This is a genomic window from Chitinibacter fontanus (genome assembly GCF_013423785.1).
GTDB classification, from domain to species: domain Bacteria; phylum Pseudomonadota; class Gammaproteobacteria; order Burkholderiales; family Chitinibacteraceae; genus Chitinibacter; species Chitinibacter fontanus.
Genome location: NZ_CP058952.1, coordinates 2,970,307 through 2,995,290, shown reverse-complemented (window position 1 = coordinate 2,995,290; position 24,984 = coordinate 2,970,307). Strand labels below are relative to the sequence as shown.

The following is a 24,984-nucleotide window of genomic DNA, read 5'->3' as shown; positions in this document are numbered from 1 at the left end:
CAATAATTTCGAAATCAAAAAGAAAGGGTATAGAAAGATGACTGGGAAAATTAAGGTTTTATCGGTCTTCGGCACCCGGCCAGAAGCGATCAAAATGGCCCCATTGGTGCATGCGCTGGCAGCCGATCCTGCCATCGAGAGCTTGGTGTGTGTCACTGCCCAACATCGAGAAATGCTTGATCAGGTGCTGCAGCTGTTTGATCTGCAGGCCGATTATGATCTGGATTTAATGACCCCCGGCCAGCAACTGGCGCAGCTGCAAGCCCGCGCCTTGCAAGGCGTGGATGACGTGTTGGCGCAAGCCCAGCCCGATCTGATTCTAGTGCATGGCGATACCAGCACCACCTTGGCTGCTGGGCTGGCTGGGTTTTACCGGCAGATTCCGGTTGGCCACGTCGAGGCAGGCTTGCGCACCTGGCAGCTGGATGCGCCGTGGCCTGAAGAAATGAATCGTACGGTGGTCGGGTTATTTGCTGCACTGCATTTTGCCCCCACGCCGCAGGCCGCCGAAAATCTAACCCGCAGCAGCCATCGGCAGGGCGAGATTCACATTACCGGCAATACCGTAATTGATGCGCTACTCAGCATCAGCCAGCGCATTGACCGTGAGCCAGCCTTGGCGGCTGAGCTGGCGAGCCAATTTCCGTTTCTTGATCCCAGTAAAAAACTGCTGCTGGTAACGGGCCATCGGCGGGAAAACTTTGGCGAGGGTTTTGAGCAGATTTGTGCCGCGTTAGCGCAGCTGGCCCAGCGTGATGATTTGCAGATCGTGTATCCGGTGCATCTGAACCCGAATGTGCAGGCGCCAGTGCAGCGCTGGCTGGCCGAGGTCCCCAATATTCATCTGATTGCGCCGCAAGATTATTTGCCCTTTGTGTATCTGCTTAAACAAGCGCACATCATTCTGACCGACAGTGGCGGCATTCAGGAAGAAGCGCCCGCGTTCGGAAAACCGGTGCTGGTGATGCGCGATACCACCGAGCGGCCCGAAGCGGTTGCGGCCGGCACCGCCAAATTGGTCGGCACGCAAACGGCCACCATCGTGCAGGCGGTGAGCGAATTGCTAGAACAACCCGCCGCCTATGCCGCGATGGCGCAAGCAAAAAATCCATATGGCAGTGGCGATGCGGCGCAGCAGATTGTGGCCTTGATTAAAGCCTGGAGCGCCGCACGATGAGCTGGCTCGATTTTTTTGCCACCTACTGGTTTGTGCTGGCGATTTTGCTGCGGGTGGGGATTGTTACCATCTTTATCAGCTCGATTGATGACTTTCTGATTGATGTTCGCTACTGGGTATGGCTTTTAAAGCACCGTAAAAACTGGCGTCGCAGCATATACCTGCCAGAGTATGCCGATGAGTTGTATCAGGATGCGCAACAACCAATTGCGATTATGATCCCGGCGTGGCAAGAGGCGCCGGTGATCCAGCGCATGGCCGATTATGCTGCGCGCACTTTTGATTACGACAATTACCACATTTTTGTCGGCACTTACCCGAACGACCCCGAGACCCAAGCCGAAGTTGATAAGGTCGCCGCGCGCTACCCGAATGTGCACAAGGTAGTCACTCGCGACCCCGGCCCGACCACCAAGGCCGATTGTCTGAACAACATCATTGCGTTTATCACCGAGATGGAAGCGCGCGAGGGCATTCATTTCAGCTGCTTGGCTTATCACGATGCCGAAGACATTATTCACCCGCTGGAGCTACGCGCCTTCAACCGGCTGGTGCCGCAGTTTGATCTGGTGCAACTGCCGGTAATGCCGCTGGCACGGCGCTGGACCAGTGTGGTGGGCAATCACTATGTCGATGAATTTGCTGAGTGGCACGGCAAGGACATCTTGGTGCGGCAAATGCTGACCGGTCAGGTACCGAGCGCCGGCGTGGGCACCGCGTTTAGCCGCAAAGCCATTAGCCTCTTGGAGCAAATCAACGGCGGCGTGGTATTCGATACCGGCACGCTGACCGAAGACTATGAAATCGGCTTTCGCCTGCACGCGGTGGGCGCGCGTGAAATGATGCTGCACTACGATGTGCAGTTTAAGGGCGAGCCACCGGCTTGGTTTGGCCGCAAAGGCGTGCATCGCATGATTTGCGTGCAGGAATATTTCCCCAATCATCTGTGGCAGGCCATCCGGCAGAAATCGCGCTGGATCGTGGGTATTGTCTTCCAAGGCTGGAAGAACCTGGGCTGGCAAGGTAAACCCCTGATGCGGTATATGCTGATGCGCGATCGCAAAAGCGTACTGGCCTTCCCCTCATTACTTATGGGTTACTTGATTGTATTCTCGGTCTTTCAGGCCTGGGTACACCATGAAATAGACCCCGGCTGGTGGACTTTCCCAGATTTGATCCCGCGCGAGAGCTGGCTGTGGGCGCTGGTGGCGATCAACTTTTTGTTTATGTGCAATCGCGTTCTGCAGCGCTTTATTTTCACCCGCCGCTATTTTGGCTGGTGGCAGGCGGTGCAATCGGTGCCGCGCCTGCTGGTGGGCAATGTGGTCAATATCGGGGCATTTTTCCGCGCCTTTTTCCAAGTGCGCAATAGTCGCAAAACGGGTAGCGCGGTGAAATGGGATAAAACCAGCCACGACTTCCCCGATCTGCATGCGGATGATTAAGCCAATGAAAAAACCAATTTTTGTCGTACCGGTTTTGCTCAGCAGCCTGCTGCTAGCCGGTTTGGCCACCCCGGCCCAGGCTAGCTGGCTGGGCGATGAGTGGCGTAATTTTCGGACCTATCCGCGCCTGAATAAAGCCTATGAGCTATATCGCAAAAATGATCTGGCTGGCGCGCGCCCGCTGGTGGAAGAAGTAGTGCGCATCGACCCTAAAGCGCGTGAAGCACGCATTCTGCTGTCACAAATTTGTAGTCGTTTGGGTGATGCCACCTGCCTCGACCAGCAGGGCGTGCAATGGACGCATCTGCGCCCTAATGATGCGCTTGGGCCGTATTTGCAGGCTTATGCGGCATATTTGCAGCAAAATTGGACGATAGTGCCAGCATATGCGAGTGCGGCCCTTGCCCGCAGCGGGCTGACGGCTACCCAGCAACAGCGCGGCGCACGTGCCTGGGTGACGTCCCTACTCCATGAGCAACGCAAAACCGAAGCACAACAGGCAATACGTTTATTGCAAGCCAAGCAGGTGCCGATAGCGGCTAGTGATTTACAAAACTGGCAGCAACAACTGGCGGAAGAACCCACTGCTACTGAAGATGTGCCGACCGTAGCCGTCGCGGAGATTGCTCCGCCTATCTCATCAGCAAAACAGAAAAAAACATCATCAAGTACACAGACAAAAAATAAAGTTGCGGTAAAGAAAGCTAGCGATCAGACCGCTGTATCACCCCCAAAATCGCCTGAATTCCCCTACCGCGAGCTTTCAGAGGCCGAACGACAAGCCGAATTATCCGCCCTGTTTGCTAGTTTCATTCGGCAGGCGCGCTACCAGGAGCTAGAACTTTCAGTACAAGCGCTACAAGATGCACAATTGTATACCCCCGCAATTGAGCAACAGCTTGCCAATCACTTGTCTGGTAAACATTGTGCCGAGTTACTCAAGCTGGTTAGTGTATCTAGCAATGCAAAAACCACGAGTAGTCATAGCCAGCTTGCCGCGGCTTATTGCGCCCAGCAAGAAAATGATCCAGCGCTCGCCGCACAATATTATGTATCAGCTCAAAAGATCGCACGCGAATTAGGCAAGCCAGTGCCTCTGGACTGGGTGCGTGAAGAAGCAGATGCGCGGCTAGCTGCCGGTGAGCTAGAAGATGCACTGGAACTGTATGATCAAGTTAATCAGCGTGCACCAAACCCTGCATTGGCCAAACATATAGCCGGGCTGGCGCTCGCTCACCCTGAATTACCCTACAGCCCGGCGCTACTTGCCCGTTACGCGGCAGCATTACCACCAGGTGAAGTGCCGCTCAGCCATGCACGGAAATTAATGCAGCAGCAGAACTGGTCGGGAGCCAGCGCCGCCTATCAACAAGCTCTGGCTGAAAATGAGCAGGCGGATAGCTGGTATGAACTGGCGCAAGCCTATCGCCACTTAAATCAAACCGCAGAACAAGGCGCAGCGCTTGCTAAAGCAGCTCAACTTTCCCCTAATAATGCGCAATTTCAAGCTGAATATGGCTATTGGCTACAACAATCTAAGCAAATCGCACCCGCATTAGGGGCGTTAAACACGGCCTATCAACTTGAACCCGCGCGCAAAGAACTATTACCAGATTTGGCGCAATTAGCATCCGATGATGGTCAGCGAACAGTAGCGGCCCAATATTGGCGGCAATCGATTGATTCCGCAGCTACGATTGCAGAACGGCTGAGTTACGACACAGACACTGCGGCTGAGCGAGAATTTGGCTGGCAGCGTGGGGTACAGACTCATGAAGATCGGTGGAATTTTATTTTGGGTGGACAATGGCGCTTAGATAACCAGCCAACCAGCCAAATCATGACAAGCCCGGTACAGTATGCCCAGTACAACAGCCAGCTCACCGCATCAGCGGCTTATCGATTGGACCCCATCTGGGATAATGCCCACCCAACTTACGTTTTCGGACGGGTGACAACAGGCCTCGAAGATTATTCTCTCAAACCACTGCGGCAAGGTTGGATGACAGGCTTGGGGCTCAGTCAGCGTTTATCGAAAGACTACAATCTGCTTGGATCGGTTGAATGGCTGCATCATGAATATGGCAAACTCAACGACGATGTGATGCTCCGCTTGTCTGGATCGCACTCGATAGGCACGGATTGGAACGCAGTCGATAATGCTTGGACTATGCTGAATATCTACGGTGACTATGCATGGTTAGTGCGTGATAGAAACTATTATTTCACAACAAAGGCAGAAGCTGGACGCCACTATAAAACACCTGAATTAGGAAGTAAAACCACGCTAGAGCCTTATTTAAATACGATATTCACCATGAATAATGCCAACGACGAAGATACCACCGTCAGTCGCTGGGATATCGGACTCGGCGTAGCCTTAAATCTTTGGCATGGTGGCGATCAGTGGCGTGCGCCAGATTGGAATCAACGATTGAGCTTGGAAGTACGGCAAGTAATTGGGGGCAATACCAAGGAGCGGCACAGCATTATGTTCAATTGGCAATTGGTGCATTGATGAAAATTAACTGGCTGCTCAGTGTATTAATGCTGCTATTAGCGGGTACAAACCGAATCGCTTACGCAAGTTGCGAGCAGCAAAATGCGCATATGATTTTTTACCAACCATTGCTCAGCCATCAGAAACTCACTTCTGAGCAACTGTCCTACATTCAATCGCGGCTAAAAAAACATAATATTGATACGGTCATTTTGCAATGGAGCAGATACGGGCCACACCATTTATGGGGCTCAACGGGAGCAAGATGGCTGAAAAATGGCCTGCCTGGTCGTGTGATTCGGCGGCATTTAATTTTCGGTTTATACGCTGACCCAGAGTTTTTTGGCCAATTACATCTGAGCGATGAGCAATTAGAGCCTTACTTAAACCGCTTGATGCTGGATAATTTATCCGAAGCATCCAAAGTCTATTCGCAGTTTGGTAATCAGATCAAAGGTTGGTATTTACCTGCTGAAATTGACGATTTAAACTGGCAAACACCTCATCGACAACAGATACTCGCGGCGCATTTACAAGCGAATGTGCAAGCTCTGAACCGACTGACCCCCGGTAAGCCAGTCTATATTTCGACCTTCTTTGGTGGATTCATGAAACCCAAAGTTTATGCTGATTTTTTACTCAAAATTCAGCAAGCAAGTAATGTGATCTGGCTAATTCAGGATGGTAGCGGTGTCATCCGAAGTAACCCGCCCGATATTGCCGCCTATTTAAAAGCCATCGCAGCAACACTTCCCCCCAAAAAATGGCATGGTGTCGTTGAAGCATTTCAGGAAACCAAACAAGACACTAACAGTAGTTTTTGCCCGATCTCCGAACAAAATTTGCGCGAGCGACAAGCATTGTGGTGCGATGCTACAGGGAATGTGGCATCAACTATATTTTCACTCAACCAATTAGCACCAATTCTGATACGTGATTCACAACCACTTTGCGATCCTAATTAGAGTTGCACAAACAAATAAGCCCGCGTCAATGCGGGCTTATTTTTAACCTTCAAACCTCAGATTTGTCCGAGTGACAATTATTCCCACTCAATCGTTGCAGGTGGTTTTCCTGACACATCATAAACCACGCGGTTGATACCACGGACTTCGTTAATAATGCGGTTGGATACTTTGCCGAGCAGATCGTACGGCAACTCAGCCCATTTAGCAGTCATGAAGTCGCTAGTTACTACAGCTCGCAGTGCAACCACATAATCATACGTACGGCCATCACCCATGACGCCCACTGATTTCACTGGCAAGAACACGACAAAGGCTTGGCTGGTCAGCTCGTACCAAGTTTTGCCGCTCTTTTCATCGACTGCAGCGCGCAACTCTTCGATAAAGATCGCATCGGCCAAACGCAGCAAGTCCGCGTAGTCTTTTTTCACTTCGCCAAGGATACGCACGCCAAGGCCTGGGCCTGGGAATGGATGACGATAAACCAGTTGCGGAGCCAAGCCCAGTGCCACACCCAATTCACGCACTTCGTCTTTGAACAGTTCGCGCAGCGGTTCAAGCAGGCTCAATTTCATTGTTTCTGGCAAGCCGCCAACATTGTGGTGGCTCTTGATTGCATGCGCTTTGCCGGTTTTGGCGCCAGCAGACTCAATTACATCAGGATAAATCGTGCCTTGGGCCAACCATTTGGCTTGTGGCAATTTGGCTGATTCGGCTTGGAATACTTCTACGAATTCGCGGCCGATGATTTTGCGTTTTGCTTCCGGATCCGTCACGCCAGACAAGTGGCCCATAAACTGCTCGGTGGCATCAACGTGGATCACACGCACGCCCAAATGCTCGGCGAAGGTTTCCATCACTTGCTTGCCTTCATTCAGACGCAGCAAGCCATTATCGACAAACACGCAAGTCAACTGATCGCCAATCGCGCGGTGAATCAGCGCGGCAGCCACCGATGAATCTACACCACCCGACAAGCCCAGAATCACTTCATCGCTACCGACTTGTTCGCGGATTTTGGCCACGGCTTGGTCAATGTAGTTTGGCATGGTCCAGCTTGGCGCTGAGCCGCAAATATCGAGCACGAAATGATTAATCATTTCGCGACCTTTGATCGTGTGCGTTACTTCCGGGTGATATTGCACGGCGTAGAAATTACGCGTGGTATCGGCCATTGCTGCGATCGGACAAGATGCGTTGCTAGCGATCACTTCAAAACCTGCGGGCATGGCAGTCACTTTGTCGCCGTGGCTCATCCACACTTCAAGGCACACTTTGTCGCCGTGAACGCGGTCAGACAGGCCTTTGAACAATGGATTGTTGTTGTTCACTTCGATTTCGGCAAAGCCAAATTCGCGCACTTTACCGGCTTCAACTTTGCCGCCCAAACTTTGCGCCATCCATTGCATGCCGTAGCAAATCCCCATAACGGGGATGCCCAACTCAAACAAGGCTGGGTCAGCTTGGTAATCCGACTCGTACACCGAGTTTGGGCCGCCGGACAAGATAATGCCCTTAGGGTTAAATTCTTTGATGAAGTCGAGCGACACGTCAAACGAGTGCAGTTCACAGTAAACATGCGCTTCACGAACGCGGCGGGCGATCAGCTGCGTCACTTGCGAGCCGAAATCAAGAATCAGAATCTTATCCATACCGTATTAATCCAGTGGGTTGGCGGTAAAACGCGACATTTTACCGCGCTATTGCGACTGAGGCGAGCGGCAGTGTCTCTGCGGTTGAAGTGCGTAGATCAAACAAGGGGTATTGCCCGCTAGGTCAGTTTGGAATTTAGCTACAGAGCAATACCCATACCTTGTTTATTTCTCGGCCACGCTACGGATCAAACTATCCAACGCTGGCAGCGCTTTGGCTGCATCTGGATGATTAACCAACCCTACCACCACCCAGTTTTTGCCTTTGCGATCTTTCACATACCCCGCCACTGCGCGTACATCACGTAGCGAGCCGGTTTTTATGTGTGCCATCCCAGCCATAGCGGGGTCGGTAAGCCGTTTTTTCATCGTACCGTCTAGCCCCACCAAGGGTAGCGAACTGATATATTCGGCTGCATACGGGCTACGCCAAGCATGGGCGAGCAAATCGGCCAAGTGTCGCGCACTAATTTGCTCTTTTCGTGATAACCCTGAGCCGTTTTCCATCACCAGCTCTGACCAGTTAAAGCCCGCAGCACGCAAGCCATTTTGAATCGCCTCAAAACCCGCTTCGTCGGTATTGGCCGCCGTTTTACCTTGTTCCGCACCTAAGGTCAGATAGAGCTGGCGTGCCATTAGGTTATTACTGAATTTATTGATGTCGCGAATATTGCTCACCAGATCAGGCGAGCGTGTGCTGGCGAGAATGGTAGCGTTGTCCGGTGTGACACCATCTTCAGTACGACCAGAACCTTGACCGCCAATTTGATACCACAGATACCAAAACAAAGCTGATGTATATGTGCGTGCATTCAATACCGGTACATAGCGTTCTGCTTTACAACCCGCAGGCATTTCACCGACGTATTGCAGCAAAAACTCTGCACCATTGACTTGGCCTAGCCGCTGCTGCACCCGCTTAGCCCAAGTTGCACAATTGCCTGCGTCGCTCAAGGCCAGTTGATTACTCACACGTACCTGATTTAGCGGCGGCTCGGCACGCAAAATAACGCGCTCGCCAGTTGAATCAAAACTAATGCGTTGGGTGCGGAAATTACTCATCAGCGCATCGGGCTCAACCATAAATGCACGTTCAGTATCGCCATCATCATCGTATTCTGTGACCTTATCATTTCGCTTGAAGTACGAGCCGTCAAGCACCAAGGGGCCGCGAATATCCTCAACGCCCGCCGCCTTTAAATCCCGTACCCAGAGCCACATCCGCTCCAGTGTTAGTTTTGGATCCCCCTTACCCCGTAGATAGAGCGGCCCATTCAGTACCCCTTTAACTGGCGCGGCAGTCGCCAATAAATCAGTCTGCCATTGCCATTGCGGCCCCAATTGATGCAGACCGGCCCAAGTGGTAACCAGTTTCATTGTGGAAGCAGGGTTACGCGGCTGGTCAGCCAGATGATATTGCGCGCCTGTTTTTTCTTCGAGTGGCACAATCGCGACACTGATCGCCTCGCTAGGAATACCAGCGCCTTTCAAGCTCTGCGCAACTTTCGCAGGTAAGTCCGCGTGTACAACACTCGACATCAGCAATAAACAACACAGGGTTTTAATCGGATAGTTTTTGAAATTCATGGCTCGCAAATCACTCATCAACAGGGTTGGACTTTGCAACTTGGCGCGCCTTCCAGGCCATATGCGCCACACGATATGCATTTAATTGTTCGGCGTAGTCGTCAAAAATACACGGCACACAGCCACTGGTACAACAGGCCTCTAGCGGGGGCTCGATCGGCGCTTGTGGCTCGGGGTCGTCAATCGCATTGATATTGCTGTTTTGCGTTTCCGTTGCCAGTGTGGCGCTGGGTATGAGTTGTTCATCCATCTTTATCACCTAAAATCGGGTACACACACTCAGAGAAATTGCGAATCTGATAGAATCGCGCCATGGCCTATCAAGTTCTCGCGCGCAAATGGCGCCCTAAAACATTCGCCCAACTCGTTGGGCAAGAGCATGTGATTAAAGCATTGGCAAATGCGTTTGCCAGCGAACGTCTTCACCATGCTTACCTGCTCACTGGCACTCGCGGTGTGGGTAAAACCACCATCGCGCGCATTATGGCCAAGGCGCTCAATTGCGAAACCGGCATTACAGCCGAGCCGTGCGGCGTTTGCTCTGCATGTACGCAAATCGATGCGGGGCGCTTTGTTGATCTGCTCGAGATCGACGCGGCATCCAACACCGGTATTGATAATATTCGCGAAGTCTTGGACAACGCGCAATATTCACCTACCGCTGGCCGGTTCAAAGTGTACATCATCGACGAGGTGCACATGCTGTCCAAATCAGCATTCAATGCGATGCTGAAAACACTGGAAGAGCCGCCAAGCCATGTGAAATTTATCCTCGCCACGACTGATCCGCAAAAAGTACCGATCACGGTACTGAGCCGTTGCCTGCAGTTTTCATTACGGCAAATGACACCACAACAAGTTACAGGTCATTTGCACAAAGTACTGGAAGCCGAGCAAGTACAATTTGAGCCACTGGCGCTCAATCTACTTGGGCACGCGGCTAATGGCTCAATGCGCGATGCGCTATCTTTGCTGGATCAAGCGATTGCGCACGGCGCAGGTCAGGTGGAAGAATCAGGAGTGCGCGCCATGCTCGGCGCGGTCGATCAAAGCTATTTGTTCGATTTACTCGACGCGCTGGCCGCGCACGATGGCCCGCGCCTGCTACAAACGGCGGACGCAATTGCTTTGCGTGGCCTGTCGTATGAAGCGGCTTTACATGAGCTAGCAAATGTCTTGCACCAAGTCGCACTGACCCAAGCCGTACCGAATGCGCTGGCCGATGATTTGCCACAACGCGGCCAGATTGTCGCCGCAGCACAAGCACTTAGCCCAGAAGACACGCAACTGTATTACCAAATCGCACTGCACGGCCGCCGCGATTTGCCGCTCGCACCCGATGAATACGCGGGCTTTACGATGACGCTGCTCAGGATGCTGGCCTTTGCTCCGGCAAAGCCGGAGCAAATAGTTGGAACAGGCTCGCCGGCCAAGCCGGTGCAAATCATTGAAACTGTGACTCCGGCGATGCCGGCGCAGGCTACCGAAGCAGTGTCTCCAGCCAAGCCAGCACACATAACTGAGAATGCCTCACCAGCCACGCCAGCCCAGACTGCCGCTCCAGCAGGAGCAACGCCACTTGGAAAGCCTGAACAGGCGGCGGCTCCCAGCTTGCCAGCAAGCGCGCCTGTTCAAACAACCGCACCAAAAGCAGAATCAGCACCGGCTTACGATGATTTAGAACCACCACCGTGGCACAGCGAGGCGGCGGAGGCGATTTATCAGGCGAATACACCCGCCACTGATTACGCTGCCGAACCAGCATCAGTGATTGAATCCGCACCCGACTCGTCACCAACCCGTGACAGCAAAGCCGTCGTGCCATTCAATGGCGACTGGCGTGGCTTGGTGGTACAGCTTAAGCTCGGCGCGGCAGGTATGTTGGCGCAGAACGCAGAATTATTGGGCTACAGCGATATACATTTCGATTTGCAAGTCGCCGAAGAGCATCGTGCAGTGGCCACACGTGATTATCAGGATAAATTGCGCAGCGCCTTGTCGGAACACTTTGGGCGTGACATCACAGTTAACGTCAATATCGGCACAATCGCAGGCGAGACCCCTGCGATTATGCTGGTACGCGAAAATGCCGCCCGACAAGAAGTCGCGGTGGCGGCGATTCAGAACGATCCATTCATTCAAACCTTGGTACGCGATATGGGCGGCAGCATCGACGCAGCGTCGATCAAGCCCTTGTAAGCGGCCACTTATTCACCCGAAAGAGGAAGCACTATGTTCAATAAAGGCGGTTTGGGCGGCTTGATGAAGCAAGCTCAGCAAATGCAAGAAAACATGAAAAAAGCCCAAGACGAGCTGGCCAATGTCGAAGTAGAAGGTCAATCGGGTGCTGGCATGGTGAAAATCACCATGACCTGCGCCAATGTGGTGAAACGCGTCGCGATCGACGACAGCCTGCTGTCGGACGACAAAGACATGCTCGAAGACCTGATTGCGGCGGCATTTAACGACGCGCTGCGTAAAGCCGAAGCGACTAGCCAAGAGAAAATGGGCGCACTGACAGCGGGGCTGCCGTTGCCACCGGGCATGAAGCTACCCTTCTAATTCCGAGGTCTACGCCCTACGCATGCTGCAGTCGGGCGGTGCTCGAAATCCTCATGGACGTCAGTCCACTCCGGTTTCTGCGCTCCGTCCTCCTACACTCTGCGTGGGCTCGCCACTCGGAAAGCTGTATAGATACATCACCCAGTATCCGCATGCAGACCAAACCTGAATTCCCCTCCAAGGCAATACCTCATGAGCACGCCACGTTCGCTACATAATCTGATCGAAGCCTTGCGCGTCTTACCCGGCGTTGGCCCCAAATCAGCGACGCGGATGGCGTTCCATCTGGTGCAACGCGATCAGGATGGTGCGGGTCGCTTGGCGCAATCTTTGGTTGAAGCGCTGGGCACGCTGAAACATTGCCGCCACTGCAATACTTTTACCGAAGCCGACGTCTGCGATATTTGCTCGGATGAGCAACGCAATCACGCCTTACTTTGCGTCGTTGAAATGCCGACCGATCTGATGTCGATTGAACACACGCGCAGTTTTGAAGGGCTGTACTTTGTGCTAATGGGCCGCCTCTCGCCACTCGATGGCATAGGCCCGAAAGACATCGCACTCAATCAATTACTGCAACGCGCCAGCGATGGCATTGTCGAAGAGGTAGTGTTGGCCACCAATTTCACCACCGAAGGCGAAGCCACTGCACATTATCTGGCCGAAATGCTGCGCGCCCGCGGGCTGAAAGTCAGCCGCATTGCCCGCGGCCTACCCGTTGGCGGCGAGCTGGAACACGTCGACCCGGGCACGCTGGCGCAGGCGCTGATTGAACGGCGCGGTTTGTAAACTCACCACAACTTACACCAAGCACAAGCTACAAACCCCACTATCTATACAGTCGCGCTACAATCGTTTTTTGCCGTAGTAAATACCCCATCAGACTGGAGTACTCGCGATGAATAACTGGTTTTTCAGCTTTGGCCTACCCTTTCTGATCTTGGGCAGCCTATTGGGCGGCGGGCTATACGCCCTTTGTGCCTCGACGCTATATAGCTACCTCAAAGAGAACTACAGTGATGCCCTACCACCGCGCATCGACGTCTTTATGAACGACTATGAAGCGATGGGCGGCTTTATGGCTGGCATCTGGTATGCCCAGCGCACCGGCGGCTGGCGGCGCATTGACAACCGTACTTGGCGCTATTTCTTTATCGCCACCCAACTGCTCGGCGCCTTCGCTATCAGCTGCTGCGCCCTATTCTGCGCCGCTTTTCTGTTTGTACCGCGGTGAGACAACGATGTCTGAGTCGGCAGTCGGCCAATAGCGGAAATTATATAAAGACTAAAAAATGAATCATTACCTATATCGGCTTTGTTGCATAAATCGATTTGAGTGTGAGCTTCCCCAAACCCCAGACGGATTTATCCCACACGCACCGTTGTCGGCGTGCCCAGTTGCGTGAAGCGATTTAAAATCGCTGTCCGCACTTGTAACTCCGCCACCTGACGATCAAAGTCCCGTGCCATCACTCGCTCCCCCAATAGTTTAAAGCAGCGCATTTTGGTTTCTACCAAGCTACGCCGGTGATAGCCTGACCACTTTTTCCAGATGGCTCTACCCAAATATTTGGTCGCACGCAAAATCGCATTGCGAGATCGTGCACCCGCCGTATTTTCTTTCCGAAACTGAGCGTTCTTGCGAGTCGGGATGATCGCAGCCGCACCACGAGCCGCAATAGCATTGTGGCACTCTTTGGTGTCGTAGGCGCCATCACCGTAAATCGCCGCAATCTGTTCTGACTCGGGAATCTGATTCATCAGTTCCAGCAACATGGGCGCATCACCTGTTTTATTGTCAGTGACCTCAATGGCACGAATTTCAAGGGTTTCGGCATCAATACCGAGGTGAACTTTGCGCCATTGCCGACGATATTCAGCACCATGCTTCTTGGTTTTCCATTCGCCTTCACTGAGCATTTTGATGCCCGTGCTATCGACCAATAAATGCAAACCACCTTGGCTTTGACGGGCAGGAATAATGACTTTGAGTGTTTTTTGTCGACGAGAGATCGTGCTCGAATCGGGGACGATCCAATCTAAGTTGGCGAGTCGAAGCAGGCTTTCCACCATGCCGGTGGTTTGGCGCAACGCGAGGTTGAATAGGCATTTGATGGTGAGGCAGAACTGAATGGCCGCGTCGCTGAACGTAGGTTTTCGGCCACGTTTGCCAGTGGGCTCAGCAGCCCATTTCAGCGTCGGATCGAGCCAAACCATCAACGCACCACGTGATTTCAAAGCAGCGTTATAACTTGGCCAGTTGGTGGTTTTGTACTTGTTAGGTGCGGGTTTGCTCATAAAACGATTCTACCAGCGGCGTGAAGCCGCTGGTTTGTGCAACAAAGCCGCGCAAGGCACAATATCGTGCGGCCCTGCCGCATGCAGGCTATCACGCAATTACACAGCTACAGCAAAAAACGCCTGTTAAAGTCATCACAACGAATATTGATCTGCTCCACGAAAGCGCTGGTACGCAGGATGTGCTGCATTTACACGGACAAATTGATCAAATGTCGTGTACGCAATGTCTACATTATTGGCATATCGCCGAGCGAGACTTTACTGATGAGCCCTGCCCGGCCTGTGGCAACCAGTTAAGCAAACCTGGTATTGTGTTTTTTGGCGAACCCGCACCCGAATATGAAACACTCTATCAGATTGCCAACTCATTAACTGAAGACGATATTTTTGTGGTTGTTGGTACTAGCCTGAATGTGGTTGATCCGATTTTTATTATTCGTTCAATGCAACGTCTGCCACGCATCGTGATGATCGACCCAAATATTCCAGCTTCTGCACGTCAGTTTGGCGCCCAGTGCATTGCGCTTTCGGCTCAGGAAGGGATATGCAACTGGATCGCCTCACTGGACTTAATCTAACTACGGATCATGCGCAGCTCAAATACATAGGCTGGATAAGCACGCTGATGTGACACAGATTACGGGGGGCAAACTGCTGCCCGACTTGGGCTTGGGATTAGTACGGCATAGTCAAAATGTGCGACTTCCACAGCCTGTTCTAGATAGCCAGTACTCAATACCTGATGTGCCGCCAGCCAATATGGCACGCCAATATCGCGCCGCACATGGCCATTACCGGCGATCAGCACCACATCGCGGCGCGCTTGCTGCATGACTTCGGCCATGATGACATCGCGGGCAATCTGCGCCCTAGCCATACCGGGCAATATATTTTCTGGCAATTGATTGCAGTGTCCGCTGCGCACCGCAACAATTTGTAGCTCAAGTATGGCGCTTGGGATGGCATTCAGCTCATAACGCGCCATGATCTCAGGGCTTAAACCTGCGGCGAAACCATTTTTAACAATTTTGCTGGCCTGAGTGCGCGAAAGATTGGCCGCCAGTAGTGGCAATTGGTATTGCTGAGCTAGGGCCAATAGTGGCATGTAATACGACCAATTCCAGCGGGGACTGCCGCTCGCTGCATCAATAATACATTGCACATCAACACCACAGCGCTGTTGTGCGGCACTTAGCTGCGGCTGATATTCAGAATCAAATTGTTCCATCGCGATCGCCGGGCGCCACCCTGCGGCCACTTTAGTCTGCAAATCGGCCAACCGACGAGCGTGCCCGACGGCATTATCATGGACTTCGCCCAGCAGCACAAAATGGCTAGGTGCACTAGACACACTACTGCACGCGCTGACTAAACCAGCGAGCAAGAGCATTACTAATCGTTGCATTTTTAGCTCCAAGCAATATCCGGTTTAGCAAAACAAAACCAGTGGCATATCCGGCTGATGGGGGTGAGAAATCACTTGCGCCTCCAACTGATAGGTTTGCCGCAGATTGTCGCTCTGCAATACATCGGCAGGTATGCCGTCAGCAATCAATCGCCCTGAGGCTAACAGCGCTATACGGGTACACCAACGCGCAGCCAAATTGACGTCGTGCAGCACCACGGCCACCCCGATATTCTCTTGCCTCGCCAAGGTGGCAACAGCGGCCAACAAACCATGCTGATGGCGCGGGTCTAAACTGGCCGTCGGCTCATCCAGCAATAAATAGCGCGTCTGCCCCGGCTGAGGCGCACTTAATACCTGCACCAACACGCGCGCAAAATGCACACGCTGCTGCTCACCACCCGATAATTCGGGATAGGCACGTTCAGCTAAATGCACGACCTCAGCACGTTGCAGTGCAAGCGAAATTACGCTGTTCACTTGAGAGCCAGATAATTCTGGAAATGGGTATGCCCCCATCGCCACCACTTCACGCACAGTTAAATTAAATGCCAAACCAGCCTGTTGTGGCAGTACGGCGCGCCGGCGTGCTAATGCCGCACCCGATAAATGAGTAATACCCAGACCATCGAGCGTTACTTGCCCAGCATCAGCGCGAATTTCGCTCGCAAGTATCTTCAGTAAAGTCGACTTACCCGCCCCATTCGCCCCTAAAATACCCAATACTTCGCCCGCTTGCAGTCGGCAACTGATTTGATCAAGAATCAGCTGCGCGTTACGCCGTACCGAAACCTTATCCAGCATCAAAGCTGATGATACGCCGCTCATGCTGGCCGCCCTTTAATTAGTAAATACAGGAAAAACGGCCCACCGATCAGGCTGGTAACAATACCAATCGGCAATTCCGCAGGCATCACGACGATGCGCGCCAACCAATCGGCGGCTACTAGAGCGCAAGCGCCCCCCAGCATGGCAGCAGGCAACAGATGTCGGTGATCAGCTCCTAAAATCATCCGCAACAAATGCGGTACCACTAAACCGATAAATCCAATGCCGCCTGTTGCCGCCACCAAAGGGCCCACTAGCAAAGCCATTAACACGATCAATTGTCGTCGCAGCGCCTTAATTGGAAACCCCAGATGCAATGCTTCACGCTCTCCGAGTAATAAGGCATTCAGGCCACGCCAGTAGCGCAAGGCCAGCAAAGAGCCTGCCAGTAACCACGGCGTTAACCAGGCCAGCAGTGACCAGCGTGCACCAGCCAGTGAACCCATATTCCAGAACGTCAGCGTGCGCAGTTGCGTCTCATCGGCCCAATAAGTAAACAGGCCAATCAGGCTAAAACAAATGGCATTAATCGCCACGCCAGCCAGCAATAGCCCTGCTACCCCCGGATAACGACGTCCCAAATGGTAGGCGCACACGGTGGTGATCAGGCTACCAATAAATGCAGCGGGTGCTAGCAATAAAAAGCTGCCACCACCCAAAACGATAATGCTGACAGCCCCCAATGCGCCGCCAGAAACCATTCCCACTAAGGCGGGCTCCGCCAGTGGATTGCGAAACAAAGCCTGTGCCAATACCCCTGTTAGCGCCAACACCCCGCCTGCCAGTGCCGCAAACAGGGCGCGTGGTAAACGCACCTCGATCAATAACGATTGCCACATAGTTAGCTCAACTTGCTCAGCGGGTATATCTCCCCAAACCATATTTGGCAAGGCCTGCAGAGGAATACTAACCGCCCCTTTTACCAAAGAGAGCATCAGCAATAACAGCAAACAGAATGCCAGTAATAGGGTGACACCCGCTGGCGAGCGTGTATGGCGCTCAGAGTGTGGCTTGGTTAGTACAGCGGCGCTCATTTAGCCTGCCCTTGCTGCGGCTCTCCGCTCGCTTTGCTGGGCATGTGCTGCAACTGAGTAATCGCTTCGGGTAGGCGAGGTCCAAAACCGAGCAATAGTAGATCATCCAGCACCAGCACATTGCCCTGTCGGACTGCTGGTGTTTGCGCAACACCAGGCAATGCCAGCAGCTTCTCCATCCCGCCTAAAGCCGTTAATGACATACTGGTGGTCACTAAATATTGCGGTTGCAGCTGAGCAATCCCTTCTAGCGACAGCGGCTTATAACCAACTTGCCGCGCTAGAACATTGCGAAAGCCTGCCAGCTGTAATGTGCTATCAGCCGCCGTATCACGTCCTGCGCCTTCCGGTGTTCCGCCACGGCTAAACAGCACCAATGCACTGGCTTGCGGCGCAGCAGGCTTATGCTGGCGCAATTGGGCCAACTGGGAGCGCAGTTGCGCTACTTTGCTGCGGCCATCTTCACGCAATTGCAAGGCTCCCGCTACCCCGTATATACGCTGCTCCAGAGCCGTCAGATTGGCAGCACTGGGCAAGATCACCACACGCTTACCCATGCGGCGCAATTGCGCCAAAGCTTCGGGCGGGCCGGCTTGATCACTGGCCAAAATAAGATCGGGCTTCAGCGATAAGACTCCCTCAACTGAAAAACTGCGGTAGTACCCTACTTTGGGTAAACGCGTAGCTGCGGCTGGATAAACACTGGATTGATCAACCCCGACAAGGCGGTTTTGCGCACCAAACGAATACACAATCTCGGTTAAGGCACCGCCCAATACAACCACGCGCTCAGGCGCGGCAGCACTTGCCCAGCAGGCCAGCAACAAACCCAGCGCTGGCAAAAAACGAAGTATTTTCACTGTTATTCCATCTTTCAAAATCTACTGCAGTGGGCACAACGCCCACTGCTCTTTGGAAACAAGAGCTAATTACTGTGCCAATGGCCTAGCACACAAACTGCACATCAGGGCTCGCCAAGCTTTGTCTTCCGGCTGCCCCGGTTTGCGTACGCCGAAAAACTGCACAATCAATTCATCATTTGCTGCGTACAGCTCCAAGGAGGTAACCCAACCATCGCTCGTTGGTTTATTAACCACCCAGCTACTTGCCACTGCCGTCGTGTCAAGATGCAAATTGAAATCGGGATCAAGTACGTTAAACCACGGGCCAGTGCGCAGTAATTTCTGAATTGGGCCGGAATGAATCTGCACAACACCTCGACTGCCGACGAAGCACATCATCGGTAATTGCTGGGCCACGGCACTTTCAAGCATGATTTCTACCGCCCCTGATGCCACTTGCTGAGCCAGATCAGCACCAGCAGCTTCCAGCGCCCCCAAACGTTGCAGCTTGTTGCGTTTTAACATTGGAAAAAACCCGTGCGTATCCGTTAACGCCAACCAATCCGCGCGCAACGCTTGCGGATCAGCAGTATGCCGATCGGCTGACTCGGGCGGGTATGGGTTAACGATCAGCGGCTTGATCCCATCGGCACGATTTTCTGCCAGGTATTGCTCCCAATGGCTTTGATTACTTGACGCTGTGAGATATACCTTGTGAACAGCAACCCCATCAGCGGCAAAAAACTGAATACTGCGCCGATCGCCTTCTTCGACTGCAAATGCACTGTGCCAATAATTAAAAAACAGACGCAGGTCGATATCCTTACCTAGCACCAGCCCAATCGCTTTTTCTGCCTCGACCTGTTCATAGTAACCATGCCGTTCATGCACGCACCAATCATTGCGCGTCAGAACCATGACACGACCAAAAGCTGGCAAACCACGAAATAAGTGCTGTGGTGTACCTTGCAGCGCTACGCTCTTAACGCCACACTGCGCAGCCACCAGCTCTGCTTCGCTCACATTTAGGCGACGGGCTATTTCACGCGCACGCAATTGCGGGGCCTGCTCTCGTAAGGCGGCATAGGCCGCCTGCAAAGTGTGTTGCTGCTCAGTAAAATTGATCGCATTCATTGTGTGCTCCTTAGCATATGGGTACACCCGCCCGTACCGGCGGGCAGATGGCAAATTAATATTTCCAGTTCAGGCTCACCCGAGCGTTAATGCCGGGCTGGCTATAGCGATCGAGCACTTTGCTACTGCTGCTCACCCCGACCACATCACTGGCCAGCCAGTATTTTTTGTTTGCCAGATTAAAAATCCCGGCATTCACGCGCCAATCTTTGCGAGGCTCCCACCATGTTGTCAGGTCGAGCACTCCGTACCCTGGCGTCTTAAAATAGGTTTGCTGTGAAACCCGCTCATGGCTAGCTGCGGCTGAAAGCAGTAATGCGCCACCCCAATTGTTATCGGTGTAGCTCAGCCCCCATTGCCCTTTGAGCGGTGCAACACTATCGAGCGCCGCACCCGTATCGCTATTACTACCGCGCGCCCATGCCAGATTGGCCCAAGTACGCCAGCCGGCTATCAACGACCAATGCGCACGCAACTCGGCACCATAAATCTCAACATTCGCCACGTTTTGCGATTGGTAAATCAAGCTGGTTCTAGGCAAACACGCTGGATTTGCCGGGCAAATTAAGGTGACTTGCTCAATAAAATTTTTGTAGTGGTTATCAAATGCACTCAAGCTCAGCCCCAGCTGCTCACTACCGAGCCGAGTACCCACTTCAAACCCAGCGCTGGTTTCTGGTTTTAAGTCTGGATTTGCCACTGCCGCGTAACCCATGGGCGAGACATAACTGCCATTGAGTTCCATAGGACTGGGGGCGCGAAACCCCTGGCTGTATTGCGCAAAGAAACTAGCTGTATCGCTGGCTTTCCAACTCAGAACCAATTTGGGTGAGAGCTTGCCATCGCTAAGACTCACCGATTTGCCACCCTGTTTTAAAAAAGCGGAATCATTGTTTGGCTGTAAGTCGTAATTGTCGTAACGCAGAGCTGGTGTTAGCGTTAATCCAGTGCCAGCCAACGCCATTTCATCCTGAATAAATAAACCCCACTGGGTCGTGGTGGTTAAAGGAACATCTCGCACTTCCAAGGTGCTATTCAGTGGTGTGCCGGTTCGATACTGCGTCAGGTCGGTGCGACTGAGTTCCAAGCCGGCAAGTACATTTTGTTCAAACAACCCGGTTTGCCAGCGCTTACCAGCTTGGGCATTCATGCCTAGCAGGTCTTGTGAATACTCGGAAACACGACTCCAGTTACTGGCAGTCGTACGCCGCTGTAATGTAGTTTGCGCAGTATCTTGTTGTTGTGCGTATAGACGTACACTGGCGCTATCGAGCCAAGAACTGGCATTTTGTGCCGCAAAATCATATTCACCCGAGACGCGCCAGCGCTCGGTTTGATCTTCGGCGCGACTTGAGCGCACGGTTGGCAACATTGGGTCGCCTAAATCGCTATACAGTTCGGTATCCGTGTTTCGCCGAAAATAATCGGCCGTAAGCCCCAAAGTATGCCCGCCATCAAGCAGTGTACGGAATTTGACTAGCGCACTGCGGCTACTAATATCTTGTGGATTAGGTGTGGTGCACAGATTGTTTTTACTATCATATTCGCCCCGGTTATCTAGCTCGCTACCTTCACGGCCTGCCAACTGGAGTAGCCAGAAGCTGTCTTCCCCCGCCATGCCAGCCAGACTAGCCCGCGCGCCCACACTGGCGTCACTGCTGTCGTAATCCATGCCTAGCTGAGCCGTAAACGGGCCACGCCCCTTGAGTAGCTCGGCAGGCTCTAGCGTACGTAAACCAACGACTCCACCCAATGCATCGGATCCATACAGTGATGATGCAGGCCCACGCACAATTTCAATTGATTGCAAGCTGGCAAAATCAACCGTATCGCGCCCATTATTCTGGTAAGGGCCGAAGGCAAAACTATCGGCCAGACGGATGCCATCCACCATCATCAATACCCGATTACCTTCCAGTCCACGAATATTTACACTGGATAAACCATAGCGCGGATGACGGCTAATACTCAGATCAGGCTCACCTTTACTCAAATCGCTGTAATCGGCTATGAATTGTTGCTGCAGCTGTTCTTGCGTAACTGCACTCACAGATGGAGGCAGGCTGGATATTTGTGCTTCTTTGCGTGTGGCAGTTACCACCGTTGCAGGCAACAAAGTATCAGCGATTGATGATTCGGCGGCATGCAGATTTTGCAGCGCGCTCGCCAGTAGCGTCAGTGCAAGATAATGGGGTAGGGTTTTCATGGCAGTCCTTGTAGTCATGTCGATCGCATCCATGCCAATGGCTTGGAATACGCTGCGGCTGGCTACCTCGCTCAATAAGCGGGACTGGCTGGCTTGCTGGTAATTTGAATGGCTTATTGAGCCAATTTTATTTTGTCAGTATCAACTTTCCCTGACTGGTTTCGCGCAGCACGTAACGCTCACCGTAATGCTCAATCACAATCTGACGCTGACCACCCAGCAATTGTTGACTTTGCACTACGGCAAGCGTTTTTATTGGCGCTGTTGCGCTGGAATTTAGAGCAGTTTGAATCTTCATGCCACAATATTAACAATAATCATTATCATTTGCAATTATTTATTGGAACGTTAGAAACAGGGCTTTCATAACAAAAAAGCCTTTACCGAAGACATCGATAAAGGCTTTTTAAACTCCTAAGCTGCATTCACTCGGCGCAGCAAGTTCAAGCTAGCTTACAACTTAAAGCGTGCAACAGCCGAACGCAGATCACTGGCCAATTGTTCCAAGGAGCGCACATTCTCATTGGCAGCACGTACTGATTCAGCCGACTCTTCCACCATATGCGTAATTCGCTCTACATTGGCGGCCAAGCTACTACTAGCCTGGCTTTGCTCAGAAGTTGCATTTGCCACTTCACGAATTTTAATCAGCGTTTCAGAAGCACCGCTACTGATTTCACGCAGCATATTGGCACCACGATCGGCCATCTGCACACTGCGTGCCACCTGTGGTTTTGCTTCATCCATGCTGGCAACAACAGACAATGTATCTGTCTGCACAGCATGAACCATGCGGGTAATTTGGCCGGTTGCTTCCGAAGTCCGTTCCGCCAATTTGCGAACCTCATCAGCAACCACGGCAAATCCGCGCCCTTGTTCACCAGCTCGGGCCGCTTCAATCGCCGCATTCAGTGCCAACAAATTGGTTTGATCAGCAATTTCTTTAATCACCCCAGCGATGCTATCAATTTCGCGCGAACGCTCAACCAAACCGCTAATCAATTCAGATGCCGCAGAAATTTGCGATGCCACCAATTGAATTTCCTGCGCCGCTTTGGTAACCAAACCCTCCCCTTCCACCGCCAACTGAGATGAATTGGAAGAGTTCGCTTCAGTATCGCGTGCACTTTGGGAAATATGGTCAATACTCACGGCCATTTCTTCAATTGCTGCAGCACTCGATTGCGTGGCGTCGGATGATTGACGTGAAGCTTGGGTAATGGAATCCATTTGCTTGGTCAAACCGTTCGAAGCCGATTTAAGCTCTTCTGCCCCACGCTGAATACCCTGAATCATTTCACGCAAACTGGTTTGCATACTTGAAACTGCGCCAAGCAGGCTCTCTGCCCGGAATTGCCCCTCGACTTTATGACCTAAATCACCTTTAGAAATGGCAACCGCAACTTCAGCAGCATAATCGGGCTCGCCCCCCAACTGGAGTAACAACTTGCGCACAGTTGATAACAAAATCACGGCGACGATGGCTGAAATCACGATACAGATCAGCACCTGCCAACGGGCATTACTCCAAAAACGCTCATCCGCTTCGGCAAAACTAACGCCATTTCCCACAATCCAGTGCCAGCGCGGGGTTTGGATTGCCACAGATAAGAGATCAACCACCGTGTTATCACGGCGCGAATTCCACCAATACTCGGTTAGCGCACCACCTGATTTTTGCAAGGCTTCTACAGCCAGTGAGCCAACACTTTTGCCTTGAGCATCTTTGAAATCGTTAAAACTGGTGCCATGAAGCTGCGGATCTAGTGGCGTAGAAACAAAATTAAGCTTGTCGTCGACGACATATACATATTCAGATTTGTGGTATTTATTTTCACGCAACAGCTGGGTTGCAATCGCCTTGGCCTGCTCTTCAGTTAGCTTGCCACTCGCAGCCATTTTTTCCAGCTCGACAATATTCAGATAAGTACTGCGCAACAGCTGTCCAATACGCGCTTTATTATCTTCATTAGCCGCCGTTTTCATGGTGGATAAGCCAACAACCATCACCCCAATCAGCGCAAGCATCACAAACGCGGATAACAACCACGCCTTGAGTTTAATTGTCATTTCAGCACCTCTAAATTTGCGTTTTGATATACCAGCATAAACCGCAAGTTGCAGAACAACCAGTTTTTGCAAAAATTCAAGGCCGGTTGATTGAAAATGAGCATTCAAACTATGCATTTTCACCCTCATCAAAAATTCGTCTAGACGTAATGTCGCTGTAACGAAGGGCTGGGCATAATCAGCGCACTTAAATCCTCACCTAAAGGAAAGTTGCGCAATGAAAACGCTTACCCGACTCTCTGTTGCACTCGCCACACTATTTGTTTCTGGCATGACTTTGGCCGACACCACTTTAACGGTGTACACGGCGCTCGAAGCCGATCAACTGAAGGCTTATCAAGCCAAGTTTGAAGAAGAAAACCCCGGCATTAAATTGAAATGGGTACGCGATTCAACCGGCATTATCACGGCTAAATTGCTCGCTGAAAAAAGCAATCCGCAAGCCGATGTTGTGATGGGCTTAGCTGCGTCTTCACTATTGGTATTTGAAAAAGAAGGCATGTTGCACGCGTATGCGCCAAAAGGCGTAGAAAAACTGAGCAAGCAATACGTTGATGACAGCAATCCACCTGCTTGGGTGGGCATGGACGTCTGGGGTGCAACGGTGTGCTTTAACACCGTTGAAGCAGCCAAACTGGGCTTGAAAAAGCCTGAAAGCTGGAAGGATCTGCTCAAGCCAGAATACAAAGGCAAGATCGTCATGCCAAATCCGGCTTCCAGTGGTACAGGCTACTTTGATGTGAGCGCATGGTTGCAGATCTTTGGTGAAAAAGATGGCTGGGCGTATATGGATAAATTGCACGAAAACATCGCGCAATACACGCATTCCGGCTCTAAACCTTGTAAACAAGCTGCTGCAGGCGAATTCCCCATCGGTATTTCATTTGAATACCGCGCTGCCAAGCTTAAAGACGGTGGTGCGCCCATCGATCTGGTCTTCCCGAAAGAAGGTTTGGGTTGGGATCTGGAAGCCACTTCAATCATGAAGGGTACCAAAAACCTCGATGCCGCGAAAAAACTGGCAGATTGGTCAGCTTCAAAATCAGCGAACGAGCTGTATGAGAAAAACTTCGCCATCGTGGCCATGCCCGGTGTGGCTAAACCCAACGCGCACATTCCAGCTGATTACGAAAAACGTTTGATCAAACAAGATCTGCGTTGGTCAGCGAGCAATCGTGACAAGATTTTGGCTGAATGGACCAAGCGTTACGACAGCAAATCTGAGCCGAAAAAATAAGCGTACGCATTTTCAAACAATACCGCACACGCTTTTGGG

Annotated in this window: 22 protein-coding genes; 10 read left to right on the top strand and 12 right to left on the bottom strand. The window is 52.1% G+C overall.

The annotated features are described in order from the left end of the window. Positions 1 to 37: 37 nt before the first annotated feature. Genes wecB through HZU75_RS14310 form a run of 4 tightly spaced genes read left to right on the top strand, consistent with a single transcriptional unit; the run spans position 38 to position 6,087 of the window. Positions 38 to 1,177 (top strand): non-hydrolyzing UDP-N-acetylglucosamine 2-epimerase, encoded by a 1,140-nt coding sequence (gene wecB, locus HZU75_RS14325; protein ID WP_228028084.1) that lies wholly within the window; start codon positions 38 to 40, stop codon positions 1,175 to 1,177. Then, on the top strand, positions 1,174 to 2,622 hold the full coding sequence (locus HZU75_RS14320) for a glycosyl transferase family protein (protein ID WP_180306683.1): 1,449 nt from the start codon (positions 1,174 to 1,176) through the stop codon (positions 2,620 to 2,622). Before wecB ends, HZU75_RS14320 begins: the two co-directional genes overlap by 4 nt. A 4-nt stretch (positions 2,623 to 2,626) precedes the next feature. Further along, on the top strand, positions 2,627 to 5,140 hold the full coding sequence (locus HZU75_RS14315) for an NfrA family protein (protein ID WP_180306682.1): 2,514 nt from the start codon (positions 2,627 to 2,629) through the stop codon (positions 5,138 to 5,140). Further along, positions 5,140 to 6,087, top strand: coding sequence for a DUF4434 domain-containing protein (locus HZU75_RS14310; protein ID WP_180306681.1), 948 nt, complete (start codon positions 5,140 to 5,142; stop codon positions 6,085 to 6,087). Before HZU75_RS14315 ends, HZU75_RS14310 begins: the two co-directional genes overlap by 1 nt. A gap of 77 nt (positions 6,088 to 6,164) precedes the next feature. Here HZU75_RS14310 and guaA read toward each other — a convergent pair whose 3' ends face one another. The 3 genes from guaA to HZU75_RS14295 form a co-directional block, all read right to left on the bottom strand. Then, on the bottom strand, positions 6,165 to 7,739 hold the full coding sequence (guaA, locus tag HZU75_RS14305) for a glutamine-hydrolyzing GMP synthase (protein WP_180306680.1): 1,575 nt from the start codon (positions 7,737 to 7,739) through the stop codon (positions 6,165 to 6,167). Positions 7,740 to 7,904: 165 nt separating this feature from the next. After that, on the bottom strand, positions 7,905 to 9,326 hold the full coding sequence (gene dacB, locus HZU75_RS14300) for a D-alanyl-D-alanine carboxypeptidase/D-alanyl-D-alanine endopeptidase (RefSeq protein ID WP_180306679.1): 1,422 nt from the start codon (positions 9,324 to 9,326) through the stop codon (positions 7,905 to 7,907). A gap of 10 nt (positions 9,327 to 9,336) precedes the next feature. Then, positions 9,337 to 9,576, bottom strand: coding sequence for an oxidoreductase-like domain-containing protein (locus tag HZU75_RS14295; RefSeq protein WP_180306678.1), 240 nt, complete (start codon positions 9,574 to 9,576; stop codon positions 9,337 to 9,339). A 62-nt stretch (positions 9,577 to 9,638) separates the two neighbouring features. Here HZU75_RS14295 and dnaX point away from each other — a divergent pair, with 62 nt between their 5' ends. The 4 genes from dnaX to HZU75_RS14275 all read left to right on the top strand — a co-directional run bounded on the left by dnaX (position 9,639) and on the right by HZU75_RS14275 (position 13,122). Further along, positions 9,639 to 11,525: a DNA polymerase III subunit gamma/tau gene (gene dnaX, locus HZU75_RS14290; RefSeq protein ID WP_180306677.1), complete on the top strand. Its 1,887-nt coding sequence runs from the start codon at positions 9,639 to 9,641 to the stop codon at positions 11,523 to 11,525. A 33-nt stretch (positions 11,526 to 11,558) separates the two neighbouring features. Then, positions 11,559 to 11,888: a YbaB/EbfC family nucleoid-associated protein gene (locus HZU75_RS14285; protein ID WP_180306676.1), complete on the top strand. Its 330-nt coding sequence runs from the start codon at positions 11,559 to 11,561 to the stop codon at positions 11,886 to 11,888. A 192-nt stretch (positions 11,889 to 12,080) separates the two neighbouring features. Then, entirely contained in the window at positions 12,081 to 12,677 is a 597-nt protein-coding gene (gene recR, locus HZU75_RS14280) for a recombination mediator RecR (RefSeq protein WP_180306675.1), read from the top strand. 109 nt (positions 12,678 to 12,786) lie between these two features. Continuing rightward, entirely contained in the window at positions 12,787 to 13,122 is a 336-nt protein-coding gene (locus HZU75_RS14275) for a hypothetical protein (RefSeq protein WP_180306674.1), read from the top strand. Between the two features lie 131 nt (positions 13,123 to 13,253). Here the strand turns inward: HZU75_RS14275 and HZU75_RS14270 are convergent, their stop codons facing one another. Further along, complete coding sequence (locus tag HZU75_RS14270; RefSeq protein WP_180306673.1) at positions 13,254 to 14,186, bottom strand: IS5 family transposase; 933 nt, start codon at positions 14,184 to 14,186, stop codon at positions 13,254 to 13,256. Positions 14,187 to 14,206: 20 nt separating this feature from the next. Between HZU75_RS14270 and HZU75_RS14265 the strand changes: the two genes are divergently transcribed. After that, on the top strand, positions 14,207 to 14,767 hold the full coding sequence (locus tag HZU75_RS14265; RefSeq protein WP_180306672.1) for an SIR2 family NAD-dependent protein deacylase: 561 nt from the start codon (positions 14,207 to 14,209) through the stop codon (positions 14,765 to 14,767). Between the two features lie 59 nt (positions 14,768 to 14,826). Here the strand turns inward: HZU75_RS14265 and HZU75_RS14260 are convergent, their stop codons facing one another. From HZU75_RS14260 to HZU75_RS14225, 8 genes are all read right to left on the bottom strand, one after another. Continuing rightward, positions 14,827 to 15,594, bottom strand: coding sequence for a ChaN family lipoprotein (locus HZU75_RS14260; RefSeq protein WP_180306671.1), 768 nt, complete (start codon positions 15,592 to 15,594; stop codon positions 14,827 to 14,829). 24 nt (positions 15,595 to 15,618) lie between these two features. Next, entirely contained in the window at positions 15,619 to 16,422 is an 804-nt protein-coding gene (locus HZU75_RS14255; protein WP_228028083.1) for a heme ABC transporter ATP-binding protein, read from the bottom strand. Beyond that, on the bottom strand, positions 16,419 to 17,456 hold the full coding sequence (locus HZU75_RS14250) for a FecCD family ABC transporter permease (protein WP_180306670.1): 1,038 nt from the start codon (positions 17,454 to 17,456) through the stop codon (positions 16,419 to 16,421). Before HZU75_RS14250 ends, HZU75_RS14255 begins: the two co-directional genes overlap by 4 nt. Next, positions 17,453 to 18,316: a heme/hemin ABC transporter substrate-binding protein gene (locus HZU75_RS14245; RefSeq protein WP_228028082.1), complete on the bottom strand. Its 864-nt coding sequence runs from the start codon at positions 18,314 to 18,316 to the stop codon at positions 17,453 to 17,455. The genes HZU75_RS14250 and HZU75_RS14245 overlap by 4 nt, the downstream gene beginning before the upstream one ends. A gap of 69 nt (positions 18,317 to 18,385) precedes the next feature. After that, positions 18,386 to 19,432, bottom strand: coding sequence for a hemin-degrading factor (locus HZU75_RS14240; RefSeq protein ID WP_180306669.1), 1,047 nt, complete (start codon positions 19,430 to 19,432; stop codon positions 18,386 to 18,388). Between the two features lie 55 nt (positions 19,433 to 19,487). Continuing rightward, on the bottom strand, positions 19,488 to 21,656 hold the full coding sequence (locus HZU75_RS14235; protein WP_180306668.1) for a TonB-dependent hemoglobin/transferrin/lactoferrin family receptor: 2,169 nt from the start codon (positions 21,654 to 21,656) through the stop codon (positions 19,488 to 19,490). A gap of 109 nt (positions 21,657 to 21,765) precedes the next feature. Further along, positions 21,766 to 21,936: a hemin uptake protein HemP gene (gene hemP / locus HZU75_RS14230; protein ID WP_180306667.1), complete on the bottom strand. Its 171-nt coding sequence runs from the start codon at positions 21,934 to 21,936 to the stop codon at positions 21,766 to 21,768. A 155-nt stretch (positions 21,937 to 22,091) separates the two neighbouring features. Continuing rightward, positions 22,092 to 23,708, bottom strand: coding sequence for a methyl-accepting chemotaxis protein (locus HZU75_RS14225; protein WP_180306666.1), 1,617 nt, complete (start codon positions 23,706 to 23,708; stop codon positions 22,092 to 22,094). A gap of 217 nt (positions 23,709 to 23,925) precedes the next feature. On the opposite strand from HZU75_RS14225, the gene HZU75_RS14220 reads away from it, so the two are divergent. Beyond that, positions 23,926 to 24,945 carry a putative 2-aminoethylphosphonate ABC transporter substrate-binding protein gene (locus tag HZU75_RS14220; protein WP_180306665.1) on the top strand — a complete coding sequence of 340 codons (1,020 nt, stop codon included), beginning with the start codon at positions 23,926 to 23,928 and terminating at the stop codon, positions 24,943 to 24,945. The last annotated feature ends 39 nt before the right edge of the window (positions 24,946 to 24,984 follow it).

Bases quoted from the DNA above. Each gene is read 5' to 3' on its own strand.
- wecB (WP_228028084.1), top strand. From the start codon at position 38: ATGACTGGGAAAATTAAGGTTTTATCGGTCTTCGGCACCCGGCCAGAA.
- HZU75_RS14310 (WP_180306681.1), top strand. From the start codon at position 5,140: ATGAAAATTAACTGGCTGCTCAGTGTATTAATGCTGCTATTAGCGGGT.
- HZU75_RS14225 (WP_180306666.1), bottom strand. From the start codon at position 23,708: ATGACAATTAAACTCAAGGCGTGGTTGTTATCCGCGTTTGTGATGCTT.
- recR (WP_180306675.1), top strand. From the start codon at position 12,081: ATGAGCACGCCACGTTCGCTACATAATCTGATCGAAGCCTTGCGCGTC.
- guaA (WP_180306680.1), bottom strand. From the start codon at position 7,739: ATGGATAAGATTCTGATTCTTGATTTCGGCTCGCAAGTGACGCAGCTG.
- hemP (WP_180306667.1), bottom strand. From the start codon at position 21,936: ATGAAGATTCAAACTGCTCTAAATTCCAGCGCAACAGCGCCAATAAAA.
- dnaX (WP_180306677.1), top strand. From the start codon at position 9,639: ATGGCCTATCAAGTTCTCGCGCGCAAATGGCGCCCTAAAACATTCGCC.
- HZU75_RS14235 (WP_180306668.1), bottom strand. From the start codon at position 21,656: ATGACTACAAGGACTGCCATGAAAACCCTACCCCATTATCTTGCACTG.
- HZU75_RS14240 (WP_180306669.1), bottom strand. From the start codon at position 19,432: ATGAATGCGATCAATTTTACTGAGCAGCAACACACTTTGCAGGCGGCC.
- HZU75_RS14285 (WP_180306676.1), top strand. From the start codon at position 11,559: ATGTTCAATAAAGGCGGTTTGGGCGGCTTGATGAAGCAAGCTCAGCAA.
- HZU75_RS14315 (WP_180306682.1), top strand. From the start codon at position 2,627: ATGAAAAAACCAATTTTTGTCGTACCGGTTTTGCTCAGCAGCCTGCTG.
- HZU75_RS14270 (WP_180306673.1), bottom strand. From the start codon at position 14,186: ATGAGCAAACCCGCACCTAACAAGTACAAAACCACCAACTGGCCAAGT.
- HZU75_RS14295 (WP_180306678.1), bottom strand. From the start codon at position 9,576: ATGGATGAACAACTCATACCCAGCGCCACACTGGCAACGGAAACGCAA.
- HZU75_RS14275 (WP_180306674.1), top strand. From the start codon at position 12,787: ATGAATAACTGGTTTTTCAGCTTTGGCCTACCCTTTCTGATCTTGGGC.
- HZU75_RS14250 (WP_180306670.1), bottom strand. From the start codon at position 17,456: ATGAGCGCCGCTGTACTAACCAAGCCACACTCTGAGCGCCATACACGC.
- HZU75_RS14320 (WP_180306683.1), top strand. From the start codon at position 1,174: ATGAGCTGGCTCGATTTTTTTGCCACCTACTGGTTTGTGCTGGCGATT.
- HZU75_RS14255 (WP_228028083.1), bottom strand. From the start codon at position 16,422: ATGAGCGGCGTATCATCAGCTTTGATGCTGGATAAGGTTTCGGTACGG.
- HZU75_RS14220 (WP_180306665.1), top strand. From the start codon at position 23,926: ATGAAAACGCTTACCCGACTCTCTGTTGCACTCGCCACACTATTTGTT.
- HZU75_RS14260 (WP_180306671.1), bottom strand. From the start codon at position 15,594: ATGCAACGATTAGTAATGCTCTTGCTCGCTGGTTTAGTCAGCGCGTGC.
- dacB (WP_180306679.1), bottom strand. From the start codon at position 9,326: ATGAATTTCAAAAACTATCCGATTAAAACCCTGTGTTGTTTATTGCTG.